This window comes from Leucobacter sp. GX0328 (assembly GCF_053567315.1).
Map to the genome: position 1 here is coordinate 110470 of NZ_JBSGPC010000001.1, position 17397 is coordinate 127866.

Consider the following 17397-nt stretch of genomic DNA (forward strand, 5'->3'; position numbering starts at 1 on the left):
GCCGCCGGCCCGATTCAGGCGGTGATGCGCTCCCGCACGAGCGCCCGCTCGGGCACTGCGGCGTCGCCTACCCCCCACGCGCCGTCGAGCGCTTCGAGCGCCCGGTCGAAGCGCGCCGCGTCATCGGCCGACAGCGTGAAGAGCGGCTGCCCGGCCGTCACGGTGTCGCCCGGCTTCGCGTGCAGGTCGATCCCTGCCGCGTGCACCACCGGGTCCTCGGCCCGCGCGCGCCCCGCCCCGAGCCGCCACGCCGAGATGCCGAAGGCGAGCGCGTCGAGGCGCTGCAGCACGCCTGCCGCGGGCGCTGTCACGACGTGCGTCTCGGGCGCGACCGGAAGCGCCGCATCGGGGTCGCCGCCCTGCGCCCGGATCATGCGCTTCCACGCGTCCATCGCGCGGCCGTCGTCGAGCGCGGCCTCCACGTCGGCGCCGGGCTGCCCGACGAGCGCGAGCATCTCGCGGGCGAGCGCGACCGTGAGCTCGCGCACGTCGGCGGGCCCGCCGCCGGCGAGCACCTCGACCGACTCGCGCACCTCGTTCGCATTGCCGATCGCAAGCCCCAGCGGCTGGTTCATGTCGGTCAGGAGCGCGGTGGTGCGCACGCCCGAATCCTCGCCGAGGGCGACCATCGTCTGCGCAAGCTCCCGCGCCAGCTCGAACTCGCGCATGAACGCGCCGTCGCCGAACTTCACGTCGAGCACGAGCGCGCCCGTGCCCTCCGCGATCTTCTTCGACATGATGCTCGACGCGATCAGCGGGATGCAGTCGACCGTGCCCGTCACGTCGCGCAGCGCGTACAGCTTCTTGTCGGCCGGCGCGAGCCCCGAACCGGCCGCGCAGATCACAGCGCCGACCGGCCCGTCGAGCTGCGCGAACATCTCGTCGTTCGACAGCGCCGCGCGCCACCCGGGAATCGCCTCGAGCTTGTCGAGCGTGCCGCCCGTGTGCCCGAGCCCGCGGCCCGACAGCTGCGGCACGGCGACGCCGAACGCCGCGACGAGCGGGGCGAGCGGCAGCGTGATCTTGTCGCCGACGCCGCCGGTGGAGTGCTTGTCGACCGTCGGCTTCGACAGCGCGGCGAAGCTCATGCGCTCGCCCGACGCGATCATCGCGTCGGTGAGCACGCGGATCTCGTCGCGCCCCATGCCGCGCTGGAACACGGCCATCGCGAACGACGCCATCTGCGCATCCGAGACGTAGCCGCGCGTGTACGCGTCGACCATCCACCGGAGCTCGGGTTCGGGCACCGCTCCCCCGTCGCGCTTGGCGCGGATCACATCGATGGCGTCGAACGGTTCGAAGGGTGCGGGGGCGGAAGTCATGTCGTCAGGCTCCTGGTTCGGGGTCGTGCGTGGCGGCCGCGCGCTCGAGGTCGCGGGGCCCGAAGGCGTGCGGGAGCACGTCGTCGATGGTCTGCACGCCGGCGACGGTCTCGAGCAGCATGCCGTCGGCGGAGTGCTCGTAGAGCAGCTGCCGGCAGCGCCCGCACGGCATGATGGTCTCGCGGGCGCCGTTCACGCAGACGAACGCGACGAGCCGGCCGCCGCCCGTCATGTGCAGCGCCGACACGAGCGCGCACTCGGCGCAGAGCGTGAGCCCGTACGAGGCGTTCTCGACGTTGCAGCCCGACACGATTCGGCCGTCGTCGGTGAGCGCCGCCGCACCCACCGGGTAGCGCGAGTAGGGCACGTAGGCGTGGTCGAGGGCCGCGACCGCGCTCGCGCGCAGCAGCCCCCAGTCGACGTCCGGTGCGGTGCTCTGCTCGATCATCGTCACCCCTTGATGTACGGCTTGCCGTTCGCGGCGGGCGGTCTCGCGCGCCCGGCGAAGCCGACCACGGCGAGCACCGTCACGACGTACGGCAGCATCGACATGAACTCGCCAGGGATCGGCGAGCCCAGATTCTTCAGCAGCGTCTGCAGGTTCGTGGAGAAGCCGAAGAGCAGCGCCGCGAGCGTCGCCTTCCACGGATCCCACCCGCCGAAGATCACGGCCGCGAGGGCGATGAAGCCGAGGCCGCCCGTCATCTCCTTGTCGAACGAGCCGACCGCGCCGAGCGTGAAGTAGGCGCCGCCGATGCCCGCGATCGAGCCGGCGAGCAGCAGATTCAGGAAGCGGGTGGGGTTGACCTTGATGCCGACGGTGTCGGCGGCCTGCGGATGCTCGCCCACCGCGCGCAGGCGCAGGCCCCAGCGGCTGCGGTACAGCGCCCAGGTCACGAGCGGCACGATGATGTAGGCGAGGTACACAATGAGCGTCTGGTTGAAGAACACCGGCCCGACGACCGGCACTTCGCTCAGGCCGGGAATCGCCCAGCGCGGGAAGCGCGGCGGCTTGTTCAGCGCGGCCGCGTTCGGCTGCATGAGCGCGCCGTGCAGGAAGCTCGTGAGGCCAGTGATGAGCACGTTCAGCACGACGCCGACGATGACCTGGTCGACGTAGTAGTTGATCGAGAACACGGCGAGCACCGACGCGACGAGCGCGCCCGCGACCATCGCGCCGAGGAGGCCTGCGACGTAGCTGCCCGTCATCGACGCGATCAGCGCGCTCGAGAAGGCGGCGAAGAGGAACTGCGCCTCGATGGCGACGTTCACGACGCCGACGCGCTCGCCGATGACGCCGCCGAGGGCGCCGAAGATGAGCGGCACCGACAGCGACAGCGCGCCGAAGAGCAGGCCCGTGACCGGCACCATGCCGCCCGCCGCCGACCAGGTGAGGAACTCGAAGATGCCGATGATCGCGAAGACCGAGGTCAGCCACAGCGGCACGGGCCGATATCGCAGCGCGTACCAGAATGCAGCGGCCGTCATGACGACGAGCAGCAGCGCGCACACGGTGACGGCGGGGGAGGTCGGCACGACGACGTCGGCGAGGTTCCACGACGAGGTGCGGTCAGCGAGGCGGAAGGTGCTCTCGCCGCTGCGACCGCCGGGGAACGCGAGCGCGAGGCCCACGAGCGCGACGACGGCGTAGGCGATGGGGCCCTTCAGGCTGCGGCGCCGGACGGCCTCGGCCGACGCCCCCTGCTGGGGCCCGCCCGCGGCCTCGCGCTGCTGCACGGTGATGTCGCTCATGCTCATGCCCCCTTCGCCTGCAGCGCCTGCGCGCGGTCGAAGCGCCCGAGCCCGAAGATCGCGCGCACCAGCGGCGGTGCCGCGATGAAGAGCACGATGAGCGCCTGCACGACGAGCACGATGTCGACCGGGATGTCCTGAGAGATCTGCATCGTGAAGCTGCCCGCCTTCAGCGCGCCGAACAGCAGGCCGGCCGCGAGCACGCCCCAGGCGCGGCTGCGGCCGAGCAGCGCGACCGTGATCGCGTCGAAGCCGATGCCCGCATCGATGTGGCTCGCGAAGCCCGAGGTGATCGTGCCCGATATCTGGTTGACGCCCGCAAGGCCCGCGAGCGCACCGGCGAACGCCATCGCGATGAAGACGATGCGGCCGACGTTGATGCCCGCGGCGCGCGCCGCGTGCGGGTTCTCGCCGACGGCGCGCATGCGGAAGCCGAGCGCCGAGCGCTCCATCAGCCACCATACGAACGCGGTCGCGAGCACGGCGACGACGAAGCCCCAGTTGACCGACAGCGGCGCCGGGAAGATCAGCGGGAACTGCGCGGTGACCGGCGTCTCGGCCGAGATCGGCTGGTTGCCGCCCGGTCGCATGAGCATACCCGGCGTCGACAGCAGCCACGAGATGAAGTAGAACGCGATGAAGTTGAGCATGATCGTGAGGATCACCTCGTGCGCCCCGGTGCGCGCCTTCAGATAGCCGACGATGCCGCCCCAGATCGCGCCGCCGACCATACCGGCGACGATGGTGAGCGGCAGATGGATGATGAGCGGCGCCTGCACCGTCATGCCGACGAACGCGGCGGCGATGATGCCCATGAGCATCTGGCCGCGACCGCCGATGTTGAAGAGGCCGACGCGGAACGCGAGGCCGACGCCGAGGCCCGCGGCGATGAGCGGGGTCGCGAAGTTGAGGGTGTCGGTGAGGGGCTTGATCGCGCGGATGAGGCCCGGCGCCTGGTAATTGAAGACGGCGCCGCGGAAGAGGGCCGCGTAGCCGCCCGCCACCGACTGCCAGACGGCCGCGAGGAAGTCGAAGGGACGGCTGATGACGTCGCCCGCGGCCTGCTGCACCTGCGGGTCGGTGAAGGCCATGAGCACGCCGCCGATGATCATCGACAGCACGACCGCGAGCACGGTCGTCGTGATCGAGCTCGTGAAGATCTCTTGCAGTACCCGGTTCTGCCGCGGCGCCTCCGGGGTCGACTGCGCACCGGTCTCGGGTGTGAGCTCCGGCTGCGCACCCCCGGTCTGCGCGGCGACGGCGAGGCCGTCGGCTCCGAGGTCGGGATTCGTCATGCCGCTGCCCCTTCCGGCATCTCGCCGGCCATCATGAGGCCGAGCGTCTCGCGCGACGCGTCGCCCGGCACGATGCCGATGATGGCGCCCTTGTACATGACCGCGATGCGGTCGGCGAGGGCCGACACCTCGTCGAGCTCGGTCGACACGAGCACCACCGGCACCCCCGTGTCGCGCGCCGCGACGATCTGCTTGTGGATGAACTCGATCGAGCCGACGTCGACGCCGCGCGTCGGCTGCGACGCGACGAGCAGCTTCAGTTCGCGGCTGAGCTCGCGCGCGATGACGACTTTCTGCTGGTTGCCGCCCGAGAGGCGGCCCGCGAGCGCGTCGGGGCCCTGGGTGCGGATGTCGTACTCCTCGATCTTCGACTCGGCGAACTCGCGCAGCGCGCCGCGGCGCACCGTGCCCGCCGTCACGAAGGCCGGGTCGCCCGTGCGGTTGAGCATCATGTTCTCGGCGACCGTGAAGGTGCCGACGAGCCCGTCCTCGATGCGATCCTCGGGCACGAAGCCGACGCCCGAATCGATGATCTGCTTCACCGATCGGCCGATCACGCTGCGCCCGTCGAGCGTGATGCTGCCCTGGTCGACGTCGTGCAGTCCGACGAGCGCCTCGGTGAGCTCGGTCTGGCCGTTGCCCTGCACGCCCGCGACGGCGAGGATCTCGCCCGGGCGCACCGCGAAGCTGACGCGGTCGACGGCGACGACGCCGTGCTCGTCGGCGATGACGAGATCCTCGACGAGGAGCCCGCCCTCGCCGAGCTTCGGCTGCTCCTTCTGCACCGTCAGCTCGACCGCGCGGCCGACCATGAGCGAGGCGAGCTCGGCGTTGCTGGAATCGGGGTTCGCCTCGGCGACGACCTTGCCGTGCCTGATGACGGTGATGCGGTCGGCGACCTCGCGCACTTCGCGCAGCTTGTGCGTGATGAACACGATCGCGGTGCCCTCGTCGCGCAGCTGGCGCATGATCGCCATGAGTTCGTCGGTCTCCTGCGGCGTGAGCACCGCGGTCGGCTCGTCGAAGATCAGGATGCGGGCGTCGCGCGAGAGCGCCTTGATGATCTCGACGCGCTGCTGCACCCCGACCGGCAGGTCTTGCACGATCGCGTTCGGGTCGACGTGGAACCCGAAGCGCTGGGCGACGCTCTCGACATGGGCGCGCGCCTTCGCGAGGTCGAGGGCGCCCGCGAACTTCGTGTCCTCGTGCCCGAGCATGACGTTCTCGGCGACGCTGAACACCGGCACGAGCATAAAGTGCTGGTGCACCATGCCGATGCCCGCCGCCATGGCATCGCCCGGCCCCTTGAACCTCTGCACCTCGCCGTCGATGACGATCTCGCCCTCCTCGGCCTGGTACAGGCCGTAGAGCACGTTCATCAGCGTCGACTTGCCGGCGCCGTTCTCGCCGAGGAGCGCATGGATCTCGCCGGGACGCACCTCGAGATCGATGCGGTCGTTCGCGGTGAAGGAGCCGAAGCGCTTCGTGATCCCTCGCAGTTCGAGCGTCATGTGGACCAACCTATCCGTATCGCCCGAGCACCGCACCTCGCGCATTGGAGGTACGGTGCTCGGGGGTGAACTGGTGTCGTCTTACGGCGACGAGGGCGACTCCACCTTGATCGAACCGTCGATGATGCCGGCGCGGATCTCGTCGAGCTGCGCCTGCAGGTCGGGCTTCACCTTCGACTCGAAGTCGTGGAAGCCCGAGAGCGATACGCCGTCGTTCTCGAGCGTGCCGACGAAGGGATCGGTCGAGAACTTGTCTTCGGACGCCTCCATGACGGCGTCGTACACGGCGACGTCCATGCCCTTCATGATCGATGCGAGCAGCATGTCGGCGACCGACGGGTCGGTCTCGAACACGTCGGCGTCGACGCCCATGAGGGCCGCAGTGCCGCCGGAGTCGCGGATGGCCTCTGCGGCCGACTGGTAGATCGGGCCGCCGACCGGCAGCAGCACGTCGGCATCCTGGTCGAGGAGGCCCTGCGCCATCTGCTTCGCGGTGTCGTTGGCGGCGAACTCGTTCGTGAACTGGCCCTCCTGGCCGGTCACGTCCCAGCCGATGACCTTGACGTCGGTGCCGTTCTGCTCGTTGTAGTAGGCGACGCCGTCGGCGAAGCCGTCCATGAAGATCGTCACCGGCGGAATCTTGGCGCCGCCGAAGGTGCCGACGGTGCCGGTGGTCGAGTACGAGGCCGCTGCGTAGCCGCCGAGGAACGCCGCCTGGGCGGTGTCGAACACGAGCGGCTTCACGTTCGGCGCGTCGGTCTCGCCGTCGCCGTCGTTGTCGGCCCAATCGTCGATGATGGCGTAGTCGATGTCGGGGTTCGCGAGGGCCGAGTCGACGGTCGGCTGGCTCAGCATGAAGCCGACCGAGACGATGAAGGTGCAGCCCTCGGAGACGAGGCCGTCGAGGTTCGCCTCGTAATCGCTCGCGCTCTTCGATTCGGACTTGGCGATCTCGACGCCGAGCTCGTCTGCGGCCTTCTGGAGGCCCTCGAATCCGAGCTGGTTGAACGACTTGTCGTCGAACCCGCCCTCGTCGGAGACCATGCACGGCTTGAACCCGGCTTCGCCCGACTGGCCGCAGCCCGCGAGCCCGAGCAGCAGGCCGGCGACGGCGACGCTGCCGATCAACTTCTTCACGTGAGTTTTAGACAATTCATGCCTCCCAGTCGATCGCCCGCCGAGACAGACGAAATCAGAACCATTCCGCCTATTCCTACCGGAGATCGCATCGGGGTCGCCAGAGCAGATACCAAATGGTTACGAACCGCACATGCGGCCGCGGGTATTCGCGCGCGCGGGCGGTCGGGTCCCGACAACGGGCCGGGCCGGTGCGGGCGCTCGGCGGAGGCTTCGCACCGGGCTCGGCGGCTACTCGGCGCGGGCTTCCGCGTGGTCGACCGGGTCGGCCCCGCGGCCGTCGAGCGCGTCGATGTAGCGCAGCACGATCCCCTCGCGCAGGGCCCACGGCGAGATGGTGAGCGTGTCGACGCCGAACACCTTCATCGCGGTGCGCAGCACGACGGCGCCCGCCATGATCTGGTAGCCGCGCTCGGGGGTGATGCCGGGCAGGTACTCGCGCACCGACCCGGGCATGTCGCGCAGCGCGGGCTCCCACTCGCGCAGGCCGACGTACTGCAGCTGAGCGAGATCGCCCGTCACCGCATCTGCCGGGCCGCCGATGAGCCTCGCCAGGGATCGGATCGTCTTCGACGTGCCGACGACGCGCTTCGGTTGCGGCCGGTCGCTGAAGAGCTCGTCGCGCACGCGCGTGAACTCGGCGCGGGAATGCGCGCGCAGGCGCGAGACCGCCTCGCGCGACGGCGGATCCTCAGCCAGGTAGTTGATGGTCGAGCGGCCCGCGCCGAGCGGCAGCGACACCTGCACGTCGGGGTATTCGTCGGCGCCCTGGGCGATCTCGAACGAGCCGCCGCCGATGTCGAAGAGCAGGATCTCGCCGGCCGACCAGCCGAGCCAGCGGCGCACCGCGAGCATGGTGATGCGCGCCTCGTCCTCGCCCGAGAGCACGTCGAGCTTCACGCCCGCCTCGCGCTCGATGCGGGCCAGCACCTCTTCGCCGTTCGCGGCCTCGCGGATGGCACTGGTCGCCGTCGCGATCATGTCGTCGACGCCGATCTCGCGCACCGTGCGCACCGACTCGCTGACGGCCTGGAGAATGCGCTGCACGCCCGCTTCGGTGATGGCGCCATCGGCGTCGAGGTAGCGCATGAGCCGCAGCACCGAGCGCTGCGAATGGTACGGCGCCGGGCTCGCGCCCGGGTGGGCATCCACGATGAGCAGGTGGACGGTGTTCGAACCGACGTCGATGACTCCGAGGCGCATGGGAGCAGTCTAAGGGGTCGGGGCCCCGGGGTCGGCGGGCCCCGACTCGCGCTGGTACGCGTCGGGAATGCCGTCGCCGTCGAGATCGGCCCGGTCGCGGTGCCTGATGCGGCCGTACTGGTGGTTGCGCACCCCGAGCAGGATGGAGGCCAGGGCGGCCGCGATGAGCGAAGCGGCGAGGATCGCGACCTTGGCGTAGTCGTGCTCGATGGCGCCGTTCGGGAACCCGAGCTCGGCGACGAGCAGCGACACCGTGAACCCGATCCCGGCGAGCAGCCCGACCCCGACCATGTCGATCCAGCGCAGGGCGGGGTCGAGGCGGCTGCCGGTCGCCTTCGTCATGAGCCAGGTGGTCGTGACGATGCCGAGGGGCTTGCCAAGTACGAGTGCCGCGACGATCGCATAGGTGACCGGATGTGTCAGCGCCGTCTGCACGCCCGACCAGCCGCCGACGGAGACGCCGGCGGCGAAGAACGCGAACACGGGCACCGCGAAGCCGGCCGACAGCGGCCGGAACCGGTGTTCGAACTCCTCGGCGAGCCCGGGCCCGGGCTCGCCCCGGTCGGCCCTGCGGTGCAGCACGGGAATGGTGAAGCCGAGCAGCACTCCCGCGATGGTGGCATGGATGCCCGAGGCGTGCATCAGCGCCCACGCGACCGCGCCGATCGGCAGCAGGATCAGCCAGGCCGCGACCGGGTACCGGGCGAAGAAGCGGCGTCCGGTCTGCGCGATGAGGCCGTAGACGGCGATCGCGGCGAACGAGAGCGCGAGCGGTACCGCCTCGATGCGGTCGGTGTAGAAGACCGCGATGATGCTGATCGCGAGCAGGTCGTCGACCACGGCCAGGGTGAGCAGGAAGATGCGCAGCGGGGTGGGCAGGTGGGAGCCGATGATCGCGAGCACCGCGACCGCGAAGGCGATGTCGGTGGCGGTCGGGATAGCCCAGCCGTGCCGCAGTTCGGGGTGCGGCCACACGATCGCGGTGTAGATGAGCGCGGGCACGACGACCCCGCCCGCCGCGGCGGCGATCGGCAGGATCGCGGTGCGGAACTTCCGCAGATCGCCCGCGACGAACTCCTTCTTAAGCTCGATGCCGACGAGGAAGAAGAAGATGGCGAGCAGCCCGTCGGCGGCCCAGGCCCCGAGGCTCAGGCGCAGATGCCAGGGCTCGACCCCGATCTCGAGATCGCGCAGCGCGAAGTAGGCATCGGAGGCGGGTGAGTTCGCCCATACGATCGCGATGAGCGCGGCGGCGACGAGCAGGATACCGCCGACGGTCTCCTTGCGCAGCAGCGCCGCGATGCGTCGCGCCTCGGCGAAGGTGCCGTAGTGGGGGAAGGTGGTGCGGGGTGCGGGTGACGGGGTCACGGGATCGTCCGTTCGTGGTGCGCAGTCGGTCGGGATTCCCGGCCGGGGAGCGCGCGAGCGGCGCTGCCGGGCGGGGTCAGGCTGCGACCCGCGTGGGAGCCGTTCCCGAGAGCATGGCGCCCCATGACGAGACGTACCCGTTCGTGCCGGGGTGCGGCAGCAGCCACGGGGCCGGTGCGAAGACCGGGGGGAACGAGCTCGGAGTCATCGCGATTCAGCCTAGCAGTCGGCGTTCGCGCGGGGTCGGGAGCGGTCAGTCGTGCAGCGGGCCGACCCGCCGCACGCGCACGGCGGGCTCCCCCGCGAGCTCCGATTCGGCGAGGTCGATCGCGCCCTCGATGCCCCAGTCCCGGTCGCCCGCCGGGTCGAGCAGCACCTGGCGGAAGCGCCACTCCCCCGCCGCGCGCGCCTCGTCGCCGCGGTCGAGCTCGAGCAGGGCTGCCGACCGCGCATCGGCGTCGACGCCGATCGCGTCGTACTCGGTGAAGTAGCCGTCGAGCGCGTCGCGCCAGGCGTCGCCGCCGAAGCCGTGCGGGCCGTCGAGCTCGGCGAGCTCGGCGTAGCGCTCGAACGCCGCCGCCTGCACGCGCCGGAAGAGCGCGTTGCGCACCATGACGGTGAAGGCGCGCTCGTTCTGCAGCACCGACCGGGTGGGCGGGGCGAGCATCGCGGCGTCGCCCTCGGGGTGCAGCGCCGCCGCGTGCTCGGCCGCCGCCTCCGGGTTTGCGAGTGCCGCCGTGTGCGGCAACAGCCCCGCGTCGAGGACTCCGTTCTCGAGTTCAAGCGTGGCTGCCCATTCGTCGACGAGGCTCGAATCGACCTGGCGCACGAGCTCCCCGAGCCAGTCGATGAGTTCTTCGAGTTCGGGGGTCTTCGCCTGCTCGGGAATGGTGCGCTCGAGGGCGCGGTACGCGTCGGAGAGGTAGCGCAGCACGCCGCCCTCGGCCCGGCCGAGCTGGTAGAAGGACACGATGTCGCGGAACCCGAAGGCGCGCTCGACCATGTCGCGCACGACCGATTTGGGGCGCAGCTCGTAGTCGCGCGCCCACGGCACCTCTTTCGTGTAGGCGCGGAAGGCCTCGTCGAGCAGCTCTTTCAGCGGCTGCGGATGGGTGATCGCCTCGAGCCGTTCCATGCGCTCGTCGTACTCGATGCCCTCGGCCTTCATCTCGGCGACGGCCTCGCCGCGCGCCCGATGCTCCTGGGCGCGCACGATCGCACGCGGGTCTTCGAGCGTCGCCTCGATGACCGAGATCACGTCGAGCGCGTAGTGCTCGGATTCGGGGTCGAGCAGTTCGATCGCGGCGAGCGCGAACGGCGACAGCGGCTGGTTCAGGGCGAAGTTCGCCTGCAGTTCGACGGTGAGGCGCAAGAGTTTCTCGGTGCGTCCGCTGCGCTCGTCGACGCGCTCGTGCGCTTCGACGATGCCGCCGTTCCTGAGGGTGCGGAAGATCTCGAGCGCCGTGCGGGCGTGGGCGAACTGGCGCGCCTTCGGCTCGTGGCTGTCGAAGATGAGCATCTGCATGGTGTTGAGGGCCTCGCCCTCCCACTCCTCGCCGCGGCCGATGACTCCGAGCACCATCGAATGGGTGACGCGCATGCGGCTCACGAGCGGTTCGGGCTCGGAGGCGACGAGCTTGTCGAGGGTCTGCTCGCTCCAGGCGACGAAGCCCTGCGGCGCCGACTTCTTCTTCGGCCCCTTGCCGACCTTCTTGCCGGCCGCCGCCTTCGCCTGGGCCTTCGCGCTCATCTTCGCGTTCTCGACCTCGTGCTCGGGGGCGAGCGCGATGACGTCGCCCTCGGTGTCGTAGCCGGCGCGGCCGGCGCGGCCCGCGATCTGGTGGAACTCGCGGGCGGAGAGCCGCCGCATCTTCTCGCCGTCGAACTTGGTGAGCGCGGTGATGACGACGGTGCGGATGGGCACGTTGATGCCGACGCCGAGGGTGTCGGTGCCGCAGATGATCTTGAGCAGGCCCCGCTGGGCGAGCTGCTCGACGAGGCGGCGGTAGCGCGGCAGCATGCCTGCATGGTGCACGCCGATGCCCGATCGTACGAGGCGCGACAGGGTCTGCCCGAAGCCGGTCGAGAAGCGGAAGTCGCCGATGGCGGCGGCGATCGCGTCGCGCCCTGCGCGGTCGACGACTTTGATGCTTGACAGGGCCTGCGCCTGCTCGACCGCGTGCGACTGGTTGAAGTGCACGAGGTAGGCGGGGGTCTCGCGGTCGGCGATGAGCTCTTCCACGACCTCGTGTGCCGAGGCGACCGCATAGGCGAAGCTCAGCGGCACCGGGCGCTCGACGCCGGTGACGAGCGCGGTGTCGCGTCCGGTCGCGTCGCCGAGGTCTGCGGCGAGCTCGGTGACGTCGCCGAGCGTCGCCGACATTAGCAGGAACTGCGCGTCGTGCATGAGCAGCAGCGGCACCTGCCAGGCCCAGCCGCGGTCGGGATCGGCGTAGTAGTGGAACTCGTCCATGACGACCTGGGTGATGCCGCCCGCGTCGGGATTGTCGACGTTCTTGTCGCGGATGGCGAGGTTCGCGAGGATCTCGGCGGTGCAGCAGAGGATCGGCGCATCGGAGTTGATCGAACTGTCGCCCGTCACCATGCCGACGTTCTCGGCGCCGAACACGCCCACGAGATCGAAGAACTTCTCGCTCACGAGGGCCTTGATGGGCGCGGTGTAGACGGTGCGCCGCCCCTCGGCGAGGGCGATGAAGTGCGCCCCCATCGCGACGAGCGACTTGCCGGTGCCGGTCGGGGTGGCGAGGATGACGTTCGAGCCGAGCGTCATGCCGAGGATCGCCTCCTCCTGCGCCGGGTACAGGCGCAGGCCCTTCTCCTCGAGCGCCCACTCCTCGAACGCCGCGTAGGCGTCCTCCGGCTCGTCGAAGCGGCGGGCCGCGAGTATCGATCCCAGGTTCATGTCGGCGTTCGCCCTCCTAGGCGTCTTCGGGTGCGGCGGAAAGCCGTGCCGCCGCGTCGACCTCGGCGAACTTCGCCTGCATCGTCGGATTGCCGCGGGTGAGCTTCTTGATCGTAACGCCCTGCGCCTTGTCGTTGGCGAGGCGCAGGTTGTTCTCGGACTTCAGCAGGTTCTCCTTCACCCGCTGCATCTCGAGTATCGACTTGTCGATGCGGTCGATCGCCTCCTGGAACTGCCGCGAGGCGAGGTCGTAGTTGCGACCGAACGCGTCCTTGAACTTGTCGAGGTGCTCCTCGAACTGCGTGATGTCGATGTTCTGCGCTTTGACCTGCTCGAGCTCGGCCTTGTACTTGAGCGCATTCAGCGAACCGTTGCGCAGCAGGGTGATGAGCGGCATGAAGAACTGCGGTCGCACGACGTACATCTTCGGGTAGCGGTGCGACACGTCGACGATGCCGTCGTTGTAGACCTCGCTGTCGGGTTCGAGCAGCGACACGAGCACGGCGTACTCGCAGCCCTTCTCGGTGCGATCCTTATCGAGCTCTTTGAAGAAGTCTTCGTTCTTCTTCTTCGTCGCCGTCGTGTCGGCCTCGTTCTTCATCTCGAACATGATCGAGACGAGCTCGATGCCCGCGTCGTCGAAGTCGCGGAATATGTAGTCGCCCTTGCTGCCCGTGCGCGCGTCGTTGTCCTTCTCGAAGTAGGCGTTCGGAAAGGCCATGGCGCGGTAGCGATTGAAGGTGTTCTCGCAGTGCAGCTCGAGGGTCTCGCCGATCATCTTCGTCGACAGGCGCGCCTTCATGTCGCGCAGTCGCTCGATCTGCTCGTCGCGGTCGCCGAGCTGCGCCTCGTAGCGCTCCTTCAGCGCCCGCTCCGCGAGCTCCTTCTCCAGCGCCGCCCGGTCGAGGCCGCTCTTCAGTTCGTCGCGCTGCTTCTCGAGCGCGCCCACCGCCTCGGTCACCGCGAGCTTCTGCGCCGTCTGCCCCGCCTCGACCTGCGCCTTGAGGCGCTGGATCTCCGCGTCCTTCTCGGCCTCCGCGCGCTGCACCTCGGCCGCGAGCCGCGCCTGTGCGAGCTCGCTCGCGGCCTCGCCGTCGCGCTTCGTCCGGGCGAGCTCGGTCGCGAGCTCATCGCGCTGCTTCTCGACTGCGGCGAGCGCCTCTGCAACGGCGAGCTTCTGCGCGGTCGCGCCCGCGTCGATCTGCGCCCGCAGCTCCTGGATCTGCGCCTCCTTCGCAGCGGCGGCCTGCTGCAGTTCGCCGGCCGCGGTGGCGCGGGCGAGCTCGAGGGCGTTCTGCTTGTCGGTCTCGGCGAGGGCGAGGCGTTCGTGCAGCTGCTGTTCGAAGTCGCGGTCGCGCACCTGCTTCAGGATGTCGGCGTAGCCCGCCTCATCGACGGTGAACGCCTTGCCGCAGTGCGGGCACTTGATCTCGTGCATCGGGAGCTCCATTCGAGAATTGCCGGGCGGGCGATACCCCTCAACAGTGGCACAGACCGCGGACATCGCGGGACGGACCGCGCGCGGCTACCCGACGAGGTCGAAGCGCCTCATGCGCTTGCGGTCGGCCTTCGACGCCGAATGCTGCAGCGCGAGCAGCTCGGCGTAGATGCCGCCCGAGCGCGCGAGCTCGGCCGGCGACCCGATCTCGTCGATGCGGCCCTCGCGCAGGGTGATGATGCGGTCGACCTCGGCGATGGTCGACAGCCGGTGCGCGATGATGAAGCTCGTGCGGCCCTGCATGAGGTCGTCGAGGCCGGCCTGCACGAGCCGCTCCGACTTCGTGTCGAGCGCGCTGGTCGCCTCGTCGAGCACGATGATCGGCGCGTCCTTGAGCATCGCCCGCGCGACCGCGATGCGCTGCTTCTGGCCGCCCGAGAGCTTGATGCCGCGCTCGCCGATGAGGGTGTCGTAGCCGTCGGGGAAGCGCGCGACGAACTGCGACACGGCCGCGCGCTCGGCGACCGTCTCGATCTCCTCGCGCGTCGCGTCGGGGCGGCCGTACGAGATGTTCTCGGCGATCGTGCCCGAGAACAGCGACGGATCCTGGAAGACGACGCCGATGCCGCGTCTGAGCTCCTCGACGCCCTCGCCCGCCCCCGCGATCTCGATCGCGCCCGAACGGGTCGTGTACAGGCCCATGAGCAGGTTCATGATGGTCGTCTTGCCGCCGCCCGATTCCCCCACGAACGCGATGCGCTCGCCGCGCCGCACCGTGAACGACAGCCCCGACAGCACGTCGGGGTCGTCGTCGTAGCCGAAGCGCACCTCGGTGAAGCGCACGACGTCGTCGGCCCCCGTGCCGTCGGCCTCGGCGGCGGCTGCGATGCCGTCGTCGTCACCGGCACCGACACCGGCGCCCGTCTCGAGCGGCTGCGGCAGCGCCCCGCCGCCCCGCCCCTTGACCTCGGCGGGGTCGAGCTCCATGACCTCGAAGTACGATTTCGACCCGGCGACGGCGCGCTGCGTCGAGTCGACGACCCAGCTCAGACTCTCGACCGGCTGCCGGGCGAGCGCCATGAGCTGGATGAGCATGACCATGTCGCCGACCGTGAAATGGCCGGTGACGGTGCGCACGAAGATGATGATGTAGAGCGCGAAGAAGATGACGTTGAGCACGCCGCGGCGCAGCGCATCCATCGCGTGCCAGTGCCGCGACTGCTGGGCGGTGAGTCCGACGGTGGCGTCGAAGTGCCGGTCGAACTCCTCGAGCTCGCTGCGCTCGCGCACGAACGACTTCACGACGCGCATCTGCCCGACGACTTCGGCGAAACGGCCCGAGGCGATGTCGACGTGGTCGTTCTTCCGCCCCTCGAGCACCTGCCACTTGCGACTGGTGAGCGCCGTGAGCCACAGGTACACGGGGTAGGCGATGGCGAGCAGCACGGCGAGCGGCCAGTAGTACCAGGCGCTGATCGCGAGCACCGCGATGGTCGTCATGAACATCGTCACGAACAGGTTCGAGAACGTCTTCATGAAGTTCGTGATCTCGTTGATCGATCGATTCAGGCGGGCGACGATCGTGCCGGTGAGCTCGTTGTCGTAGTAGCGCTGCGGCAGCGACAGCAGCTGCTCGTAGTACCGCGAGGAGAGGATCGTGCGCATCTTCGCGCTCATGACGTCGCCCCAGTAGCCGCCCACGTTGCTGAGCAGGGTCGAGGTGAGGCTCGCGGCGAGCAGCCCGACGGCGAGCAGCACCACGGTGCGGATCGTGCCGCCGGCCGCGCTGCCGCCCTGCGCCGTCGCCGACACGGCGCTCACGATGACGTCGGTCGCGCGGCCGGTGATGAACGGCACGGTCAGGCTCGCGAGCGTCACGACGATCGCGGCGGCCGCGATGCCGACGTAATAGGGGGTGAGCGATCGGGTGAAGCGCATGATGCGCAGCAGTGAGGACACGGCGGCCTTCCGGAGGGGGCGATCGGGGCGCGGGCGCGCGGGCGTGCGCGGGCTGTTCGGCCGACCCTCGCTGCGCCTGCGAGCGTTAGCCATGATACGCCGCCCGAGTGCGCACCCGGCGTCTGTTCGCTCGCAGCGCCGTCGACGGGTCGCGGGCCGCCCGGCGCGATGACGGCGGCTGCTCGTACACTGTGCTCATGACCGCGAGCGCCACCGCCGTGACCGATGACGAACTGCTGCGCCTGCGCATGCGCTCCCTCGGGCTGAACGCTCGCGGGGCAGATGCCGCTGACGCGGTCCCGTCCCTGCAGGGATCATCGTCCGGCTCCGAACGCATCGCCGCGACCGCGCGGCGCATGCTCGCCGTGCAGGGTCAGGATTGGCGGGCCGCGCAATGGGCGCTCGGCGTGCGCACCCCCGGGTCGACGATCGCGGACGTGCGCGCGGCGTACGCGACGGGGCTCATCGTGCGCTCGTGGCCCATGCGCGGCACGGTGCACGTCGTCGCGGCGGAGGACATCAGGTGGATGCAGCGGGCCACGAACGCGCGCGTGCTCGCCGGGGCGCCGAAGCGTCGCGAATACCTCGGCATGAGCGACGCCGACCTCGACCGGCTCGTCGACGTCTCGCAGCAGGCGCTCGCGGGCGGCGCCTCGCACGACCGCGACAGCCTGTCGAGCGTGTGGACGGAGGCCGGCATCGAGTGGCCGAGCAACTGGCGCTACCACGTCATCTGGTGGCTGTGCCAGAACGGCATCGCGGTCTTCGGGCCTCCGGGCGAGACCGGCGAGCCCCGCCTCGTGCTCGCGCGCGACTGGATCGCCGCGCCCCGCGAGCTCGACGGCGACGACGCCCTCGCCGAGCTCGCAGGCCGCTACGCCGCGGCACGAGGCCCCGTGCATGCGAAGGATCTGGCCTGGTGGGCGGGGCTGCCCGTGCGCGACGCGCGCCGCGGGATGGAGCTCGCGGCCGAGGCCGGCAGGCTCGCCCCGGTGCATCGGGAGAACGCGAGCGGCGCGGCAGCGGCGCTGTGGGCGGCGCCGGAGGCGCTCGAGAAGCTCGACGCGCTCCGGTCCGCCGAGGCGGCCTCTGCCGGTGCCGGTGCCGGTGCCGGGTTCACCGCCGAAACCCTGCTGCTGCCGGCGTTCGACGAGCATCTGCTCGGCTACGCCGAGCGCACCCCGCAGCTCGGCGCCGGGCAGCTCGATCGCATCGTGCCGGGCCGCAACGGCATGTTCCTCGCGACGGTGGTGCGGGGCGGGCGCACCGTCGGCACGTGGAAGCGCGGCGCCGGCAAGCGCGCGGCGCTCGAGATCACGGCGATCCCTGCAGCGGGCACCGCCGCCGCGGCACCGCCCCTCGACCCCGCATCGCTCGCCGTGCCCGTCTCGGATTGGGCCTCCTTCCACGGCGCCGAAGCCCCGCCCGTCGAAATCATGCCCGTCGCAGACGCGTAACCGGCGCGGCGAGCGGGCGCTGCCCGTAATCT

The 17397-nt window shown here is 70.3% G+C and carries 13 protein-coding genes; 1 reads left to right on the forward strand and 12 read right to left on the reverse strand.

The features are described 5' to 3' along the window. Nucleotides 1–14: 14 nt before the first annotated feature. The 12 genes from ACUYTF_RS00495 to ACUYTF_RS00550 form a co-directional block, all read right to left on the reverse strand. Nucleotides 15–1322: a thymidine phosphorylase gene (locus ACUYTF_RS00495; protein WP_434141565.1), complete on the reverse strand. Its 1308-nt coding sequence runs from the start codon at nt 1320–1322 to the stop codon at nt 15–17. 4 nt (nt 1323–1326) lie between these two features. Beyond that, the gene (locus ACUYTF_RS00500) at nt 1327–1770 is read right to left on the reverse strand and encodes a cytidine deaminase (RefSeq protein ID WP_434141564.1); all 444 of its coding nucleotides are present in this window, start codon (nt 1768–1770) and stop codon (nt 1327–1329) included. Between the two features lie 2 nt (nt 1771–1772). After that, entirely contained in the window at nt 1773–3074 is a 1302-nt protein-coding gene (locus tag ACUYTF_RS00505; RefSeq protein ID WP_434141563.1) for an ABC transporter permease subunit, read from the reverse strand. Nucleotides 3075–3076: 2 nt separating this feature from the next. Next, entirely contained in the window at nt 3077–4369 is a 1293-nt protein-coding gene (locus ACUYTF_RS00510) for an ABC transporter permease subunit (protein ID WP_434141562.1), read from the reverse strand. Then, on the reverse strand, nt 4366–5880 hold the full coding sequence (locus tag ACUYTF_RS00515; protein ID WP_449279200.1) for an ABC transporter ATP-binding protein: 1515 nt from the start codon (nt 5878–5880) through the stop codon (nt 4366–4368). Before ACUYTF_RS00515 ends, ACUYTF_RS00510 begins: the two co-directional genes overlap by 4 nt. A gap of 81 nt (nt 5881–5961) precedes the next feature. Continuing rightward, nucleotides 5962–7032, reverse strand: coding sequence for a BMP family ABC transporter substrate-binding protein (locus ACUYTF_RS00520; RefSeq protein WP_434141560.1), 1071 nt, complete (start codon nt 7030–7032; stop codon nt 5962–5964). A 216-nt stretch (nt 7033–7248) separates the two neighbouring features. Next, complete coding sequence (locus ACUYTF_RS00525) at nt 7249–8220, reverse strand: Ppx/GppA phosphatase family protein (protein WP_434141559.1); 972 nt, start codon at nt 8218–8220, stop codon at nt 7249–7251. 9 nt (nt 8221–8229) lie between these two features. Beyond that, nucleotides 8230–9588 (reverse strand): Na+/H+ antiporter NhaA, encoded by a 1359-nt coding sequence (gene nhaA / locus ACUYTF_RS00530; protein ID WP_434141558.1) that lies wholly within the window; start codon nt 9586–9588, stop codon nt 8230–8232. 76 nt (nt 9589–9664) lie between these two features. Further along, nucleotides 9665–9796 (reverse strand): hypothetical protein, encoded by a 132-nt coding sequence (locus tag ACUYTF_RS00535; protein WP_434141557.1) that lies wholly within the window; start codon nt 9794–9796, stop codon nt 9665–9667. Between the two features lie 45 nt (nt 9797–9841). After that, the gene (locus tag ACUYTF_RS00540; protein ID WP_434141556.1) at nt 9842–12511 is read right to left on the reverse strand and encodes a DUF3516 domain-containing protein; all 2670 of its coding nucleotides are present in this window, start codon (nt 12509–12511) and stop codon (nt 9842–9844) included. 16 nt (nt 12512–12527) lie between these two features. Continuing rightward, nucleotides 12528–13949, reverse strand: a complete 1422-nt coding sequence (locus tag ACUYTF_RS00545) for a DUF2130 domain-containing protein (RefSeq protein ID WP_434141555.1) — start codon at nt 13947–13949, stop codon at nt 12528–12530. 87 nt (nt 13950–14036) lie between these two features. Beyond that, nucleotides 14037–15908, reverse strand: a complete 1872-nt coding sequence (locus tag ACUYTF_RS00550) for an ABC transporter transmembrane domain-containing protein (protein ID WP_434141554.1) — start codon at nt 15906–15908, stop codon at nt 14037–14039. Nucleotides 15909–16105: 197 nt separating this feature from the next. On the opposite strand from ACUYTF_RS00550, the gene ACUYTF_RS00555 reads away from it, so the two are divergent. Next, the gene (locus ACUYTF_RS00555; RefSeq protein ID WP_434141553.1) at nt 16106–17365 is read left to right on the forward strand and encodes a DNA glycosylase AlkZ-like family protein; all 1260 of its coding nucleotides are present in this window, start codon (nt 16106–16108) and stop codon (nt 17363–17365) included. Nucleotides 17366–17397 lie beyond the last annotated feature (32 nt).

Excerpts from the sequence above, each read along its gene's own strand:
- ACUYTF_RS00505 (WP_434141563.1), bottom strand. The coding sequence starts at position 3,074 with ATGAGCGACATCACCGTGCAGCAGCGCGAGGCCGCGGGCGGGCCCCAG.
- ACUYTF_RS00510 (WP_434141562.1), bottom strand. The coding sequence starts at position 4,369 with ATGACGAATCCCGACCTCGGAGCCGACGGCCTCGCCGTCGCCGCGCAG.
- ACUYTF_RS00500 (WP_434141564.1), bottom strand. The coding sequence starts at position 1,770 with ATGATCGAGCAGAGCACCGCACCGGACGTCGACTGGGGGCTGCTGCGC.
- ACUYTF_RS00515 (WP_449279200.1), bottom strand. The coding sequence starts at position 5,880 with ATGACGCTCGAACTGCGAGGGATCACGAAGCGCTTCGGCTCCTTCACC.
- ACUYTF_RS00495 (WP_434141565.1), bottom strand. The coding sequence starts at position 1,322 with ATGACTTCCGCCCCCGCACCCTTCGAACCGTTCGACGCCATCGATGTG.
- ACUYTF_RS00540 (WP_434141556.1), bottom strand. The coding sequence starts at position 12,511 with ATGAACCTGGGATCGATACTCGCGGCCCGCCGCTTCGACGAGCCGGAG.
- ACUYTF_RS00545 (WP_434141555.1), bottom strand. The coding sequence starts at position 13,949 with ATGCACGAGATCAAGTGCCCGCACTGCGGCAAGGCGTTCACCGTCGAT.
- ACUYTF_RS00535 (WP_434141557.1), bottom strand. The coding sequence starts at position 9,796 with ATGACTCCGAGCTCGTTCCCCCCGGTCTTCGCACCGGCCCCGTGGCTG.
- ACUYTF_RS00525 (WP_434141559.1), bottom strand. The coding sequence starts at position 8,220 with ATGCGCCTCGGAGTCATCGACGTCGGTTCGAACACCGTCCACCTGCTC.
- ACUYTF_RS00555 (WP_434141553.1), top strand. The coding sequence starts at position 16,106 with ATGACCGCGAGCGCCACCGCCGTGACCGATGACGAACTGCTGCGCCTG.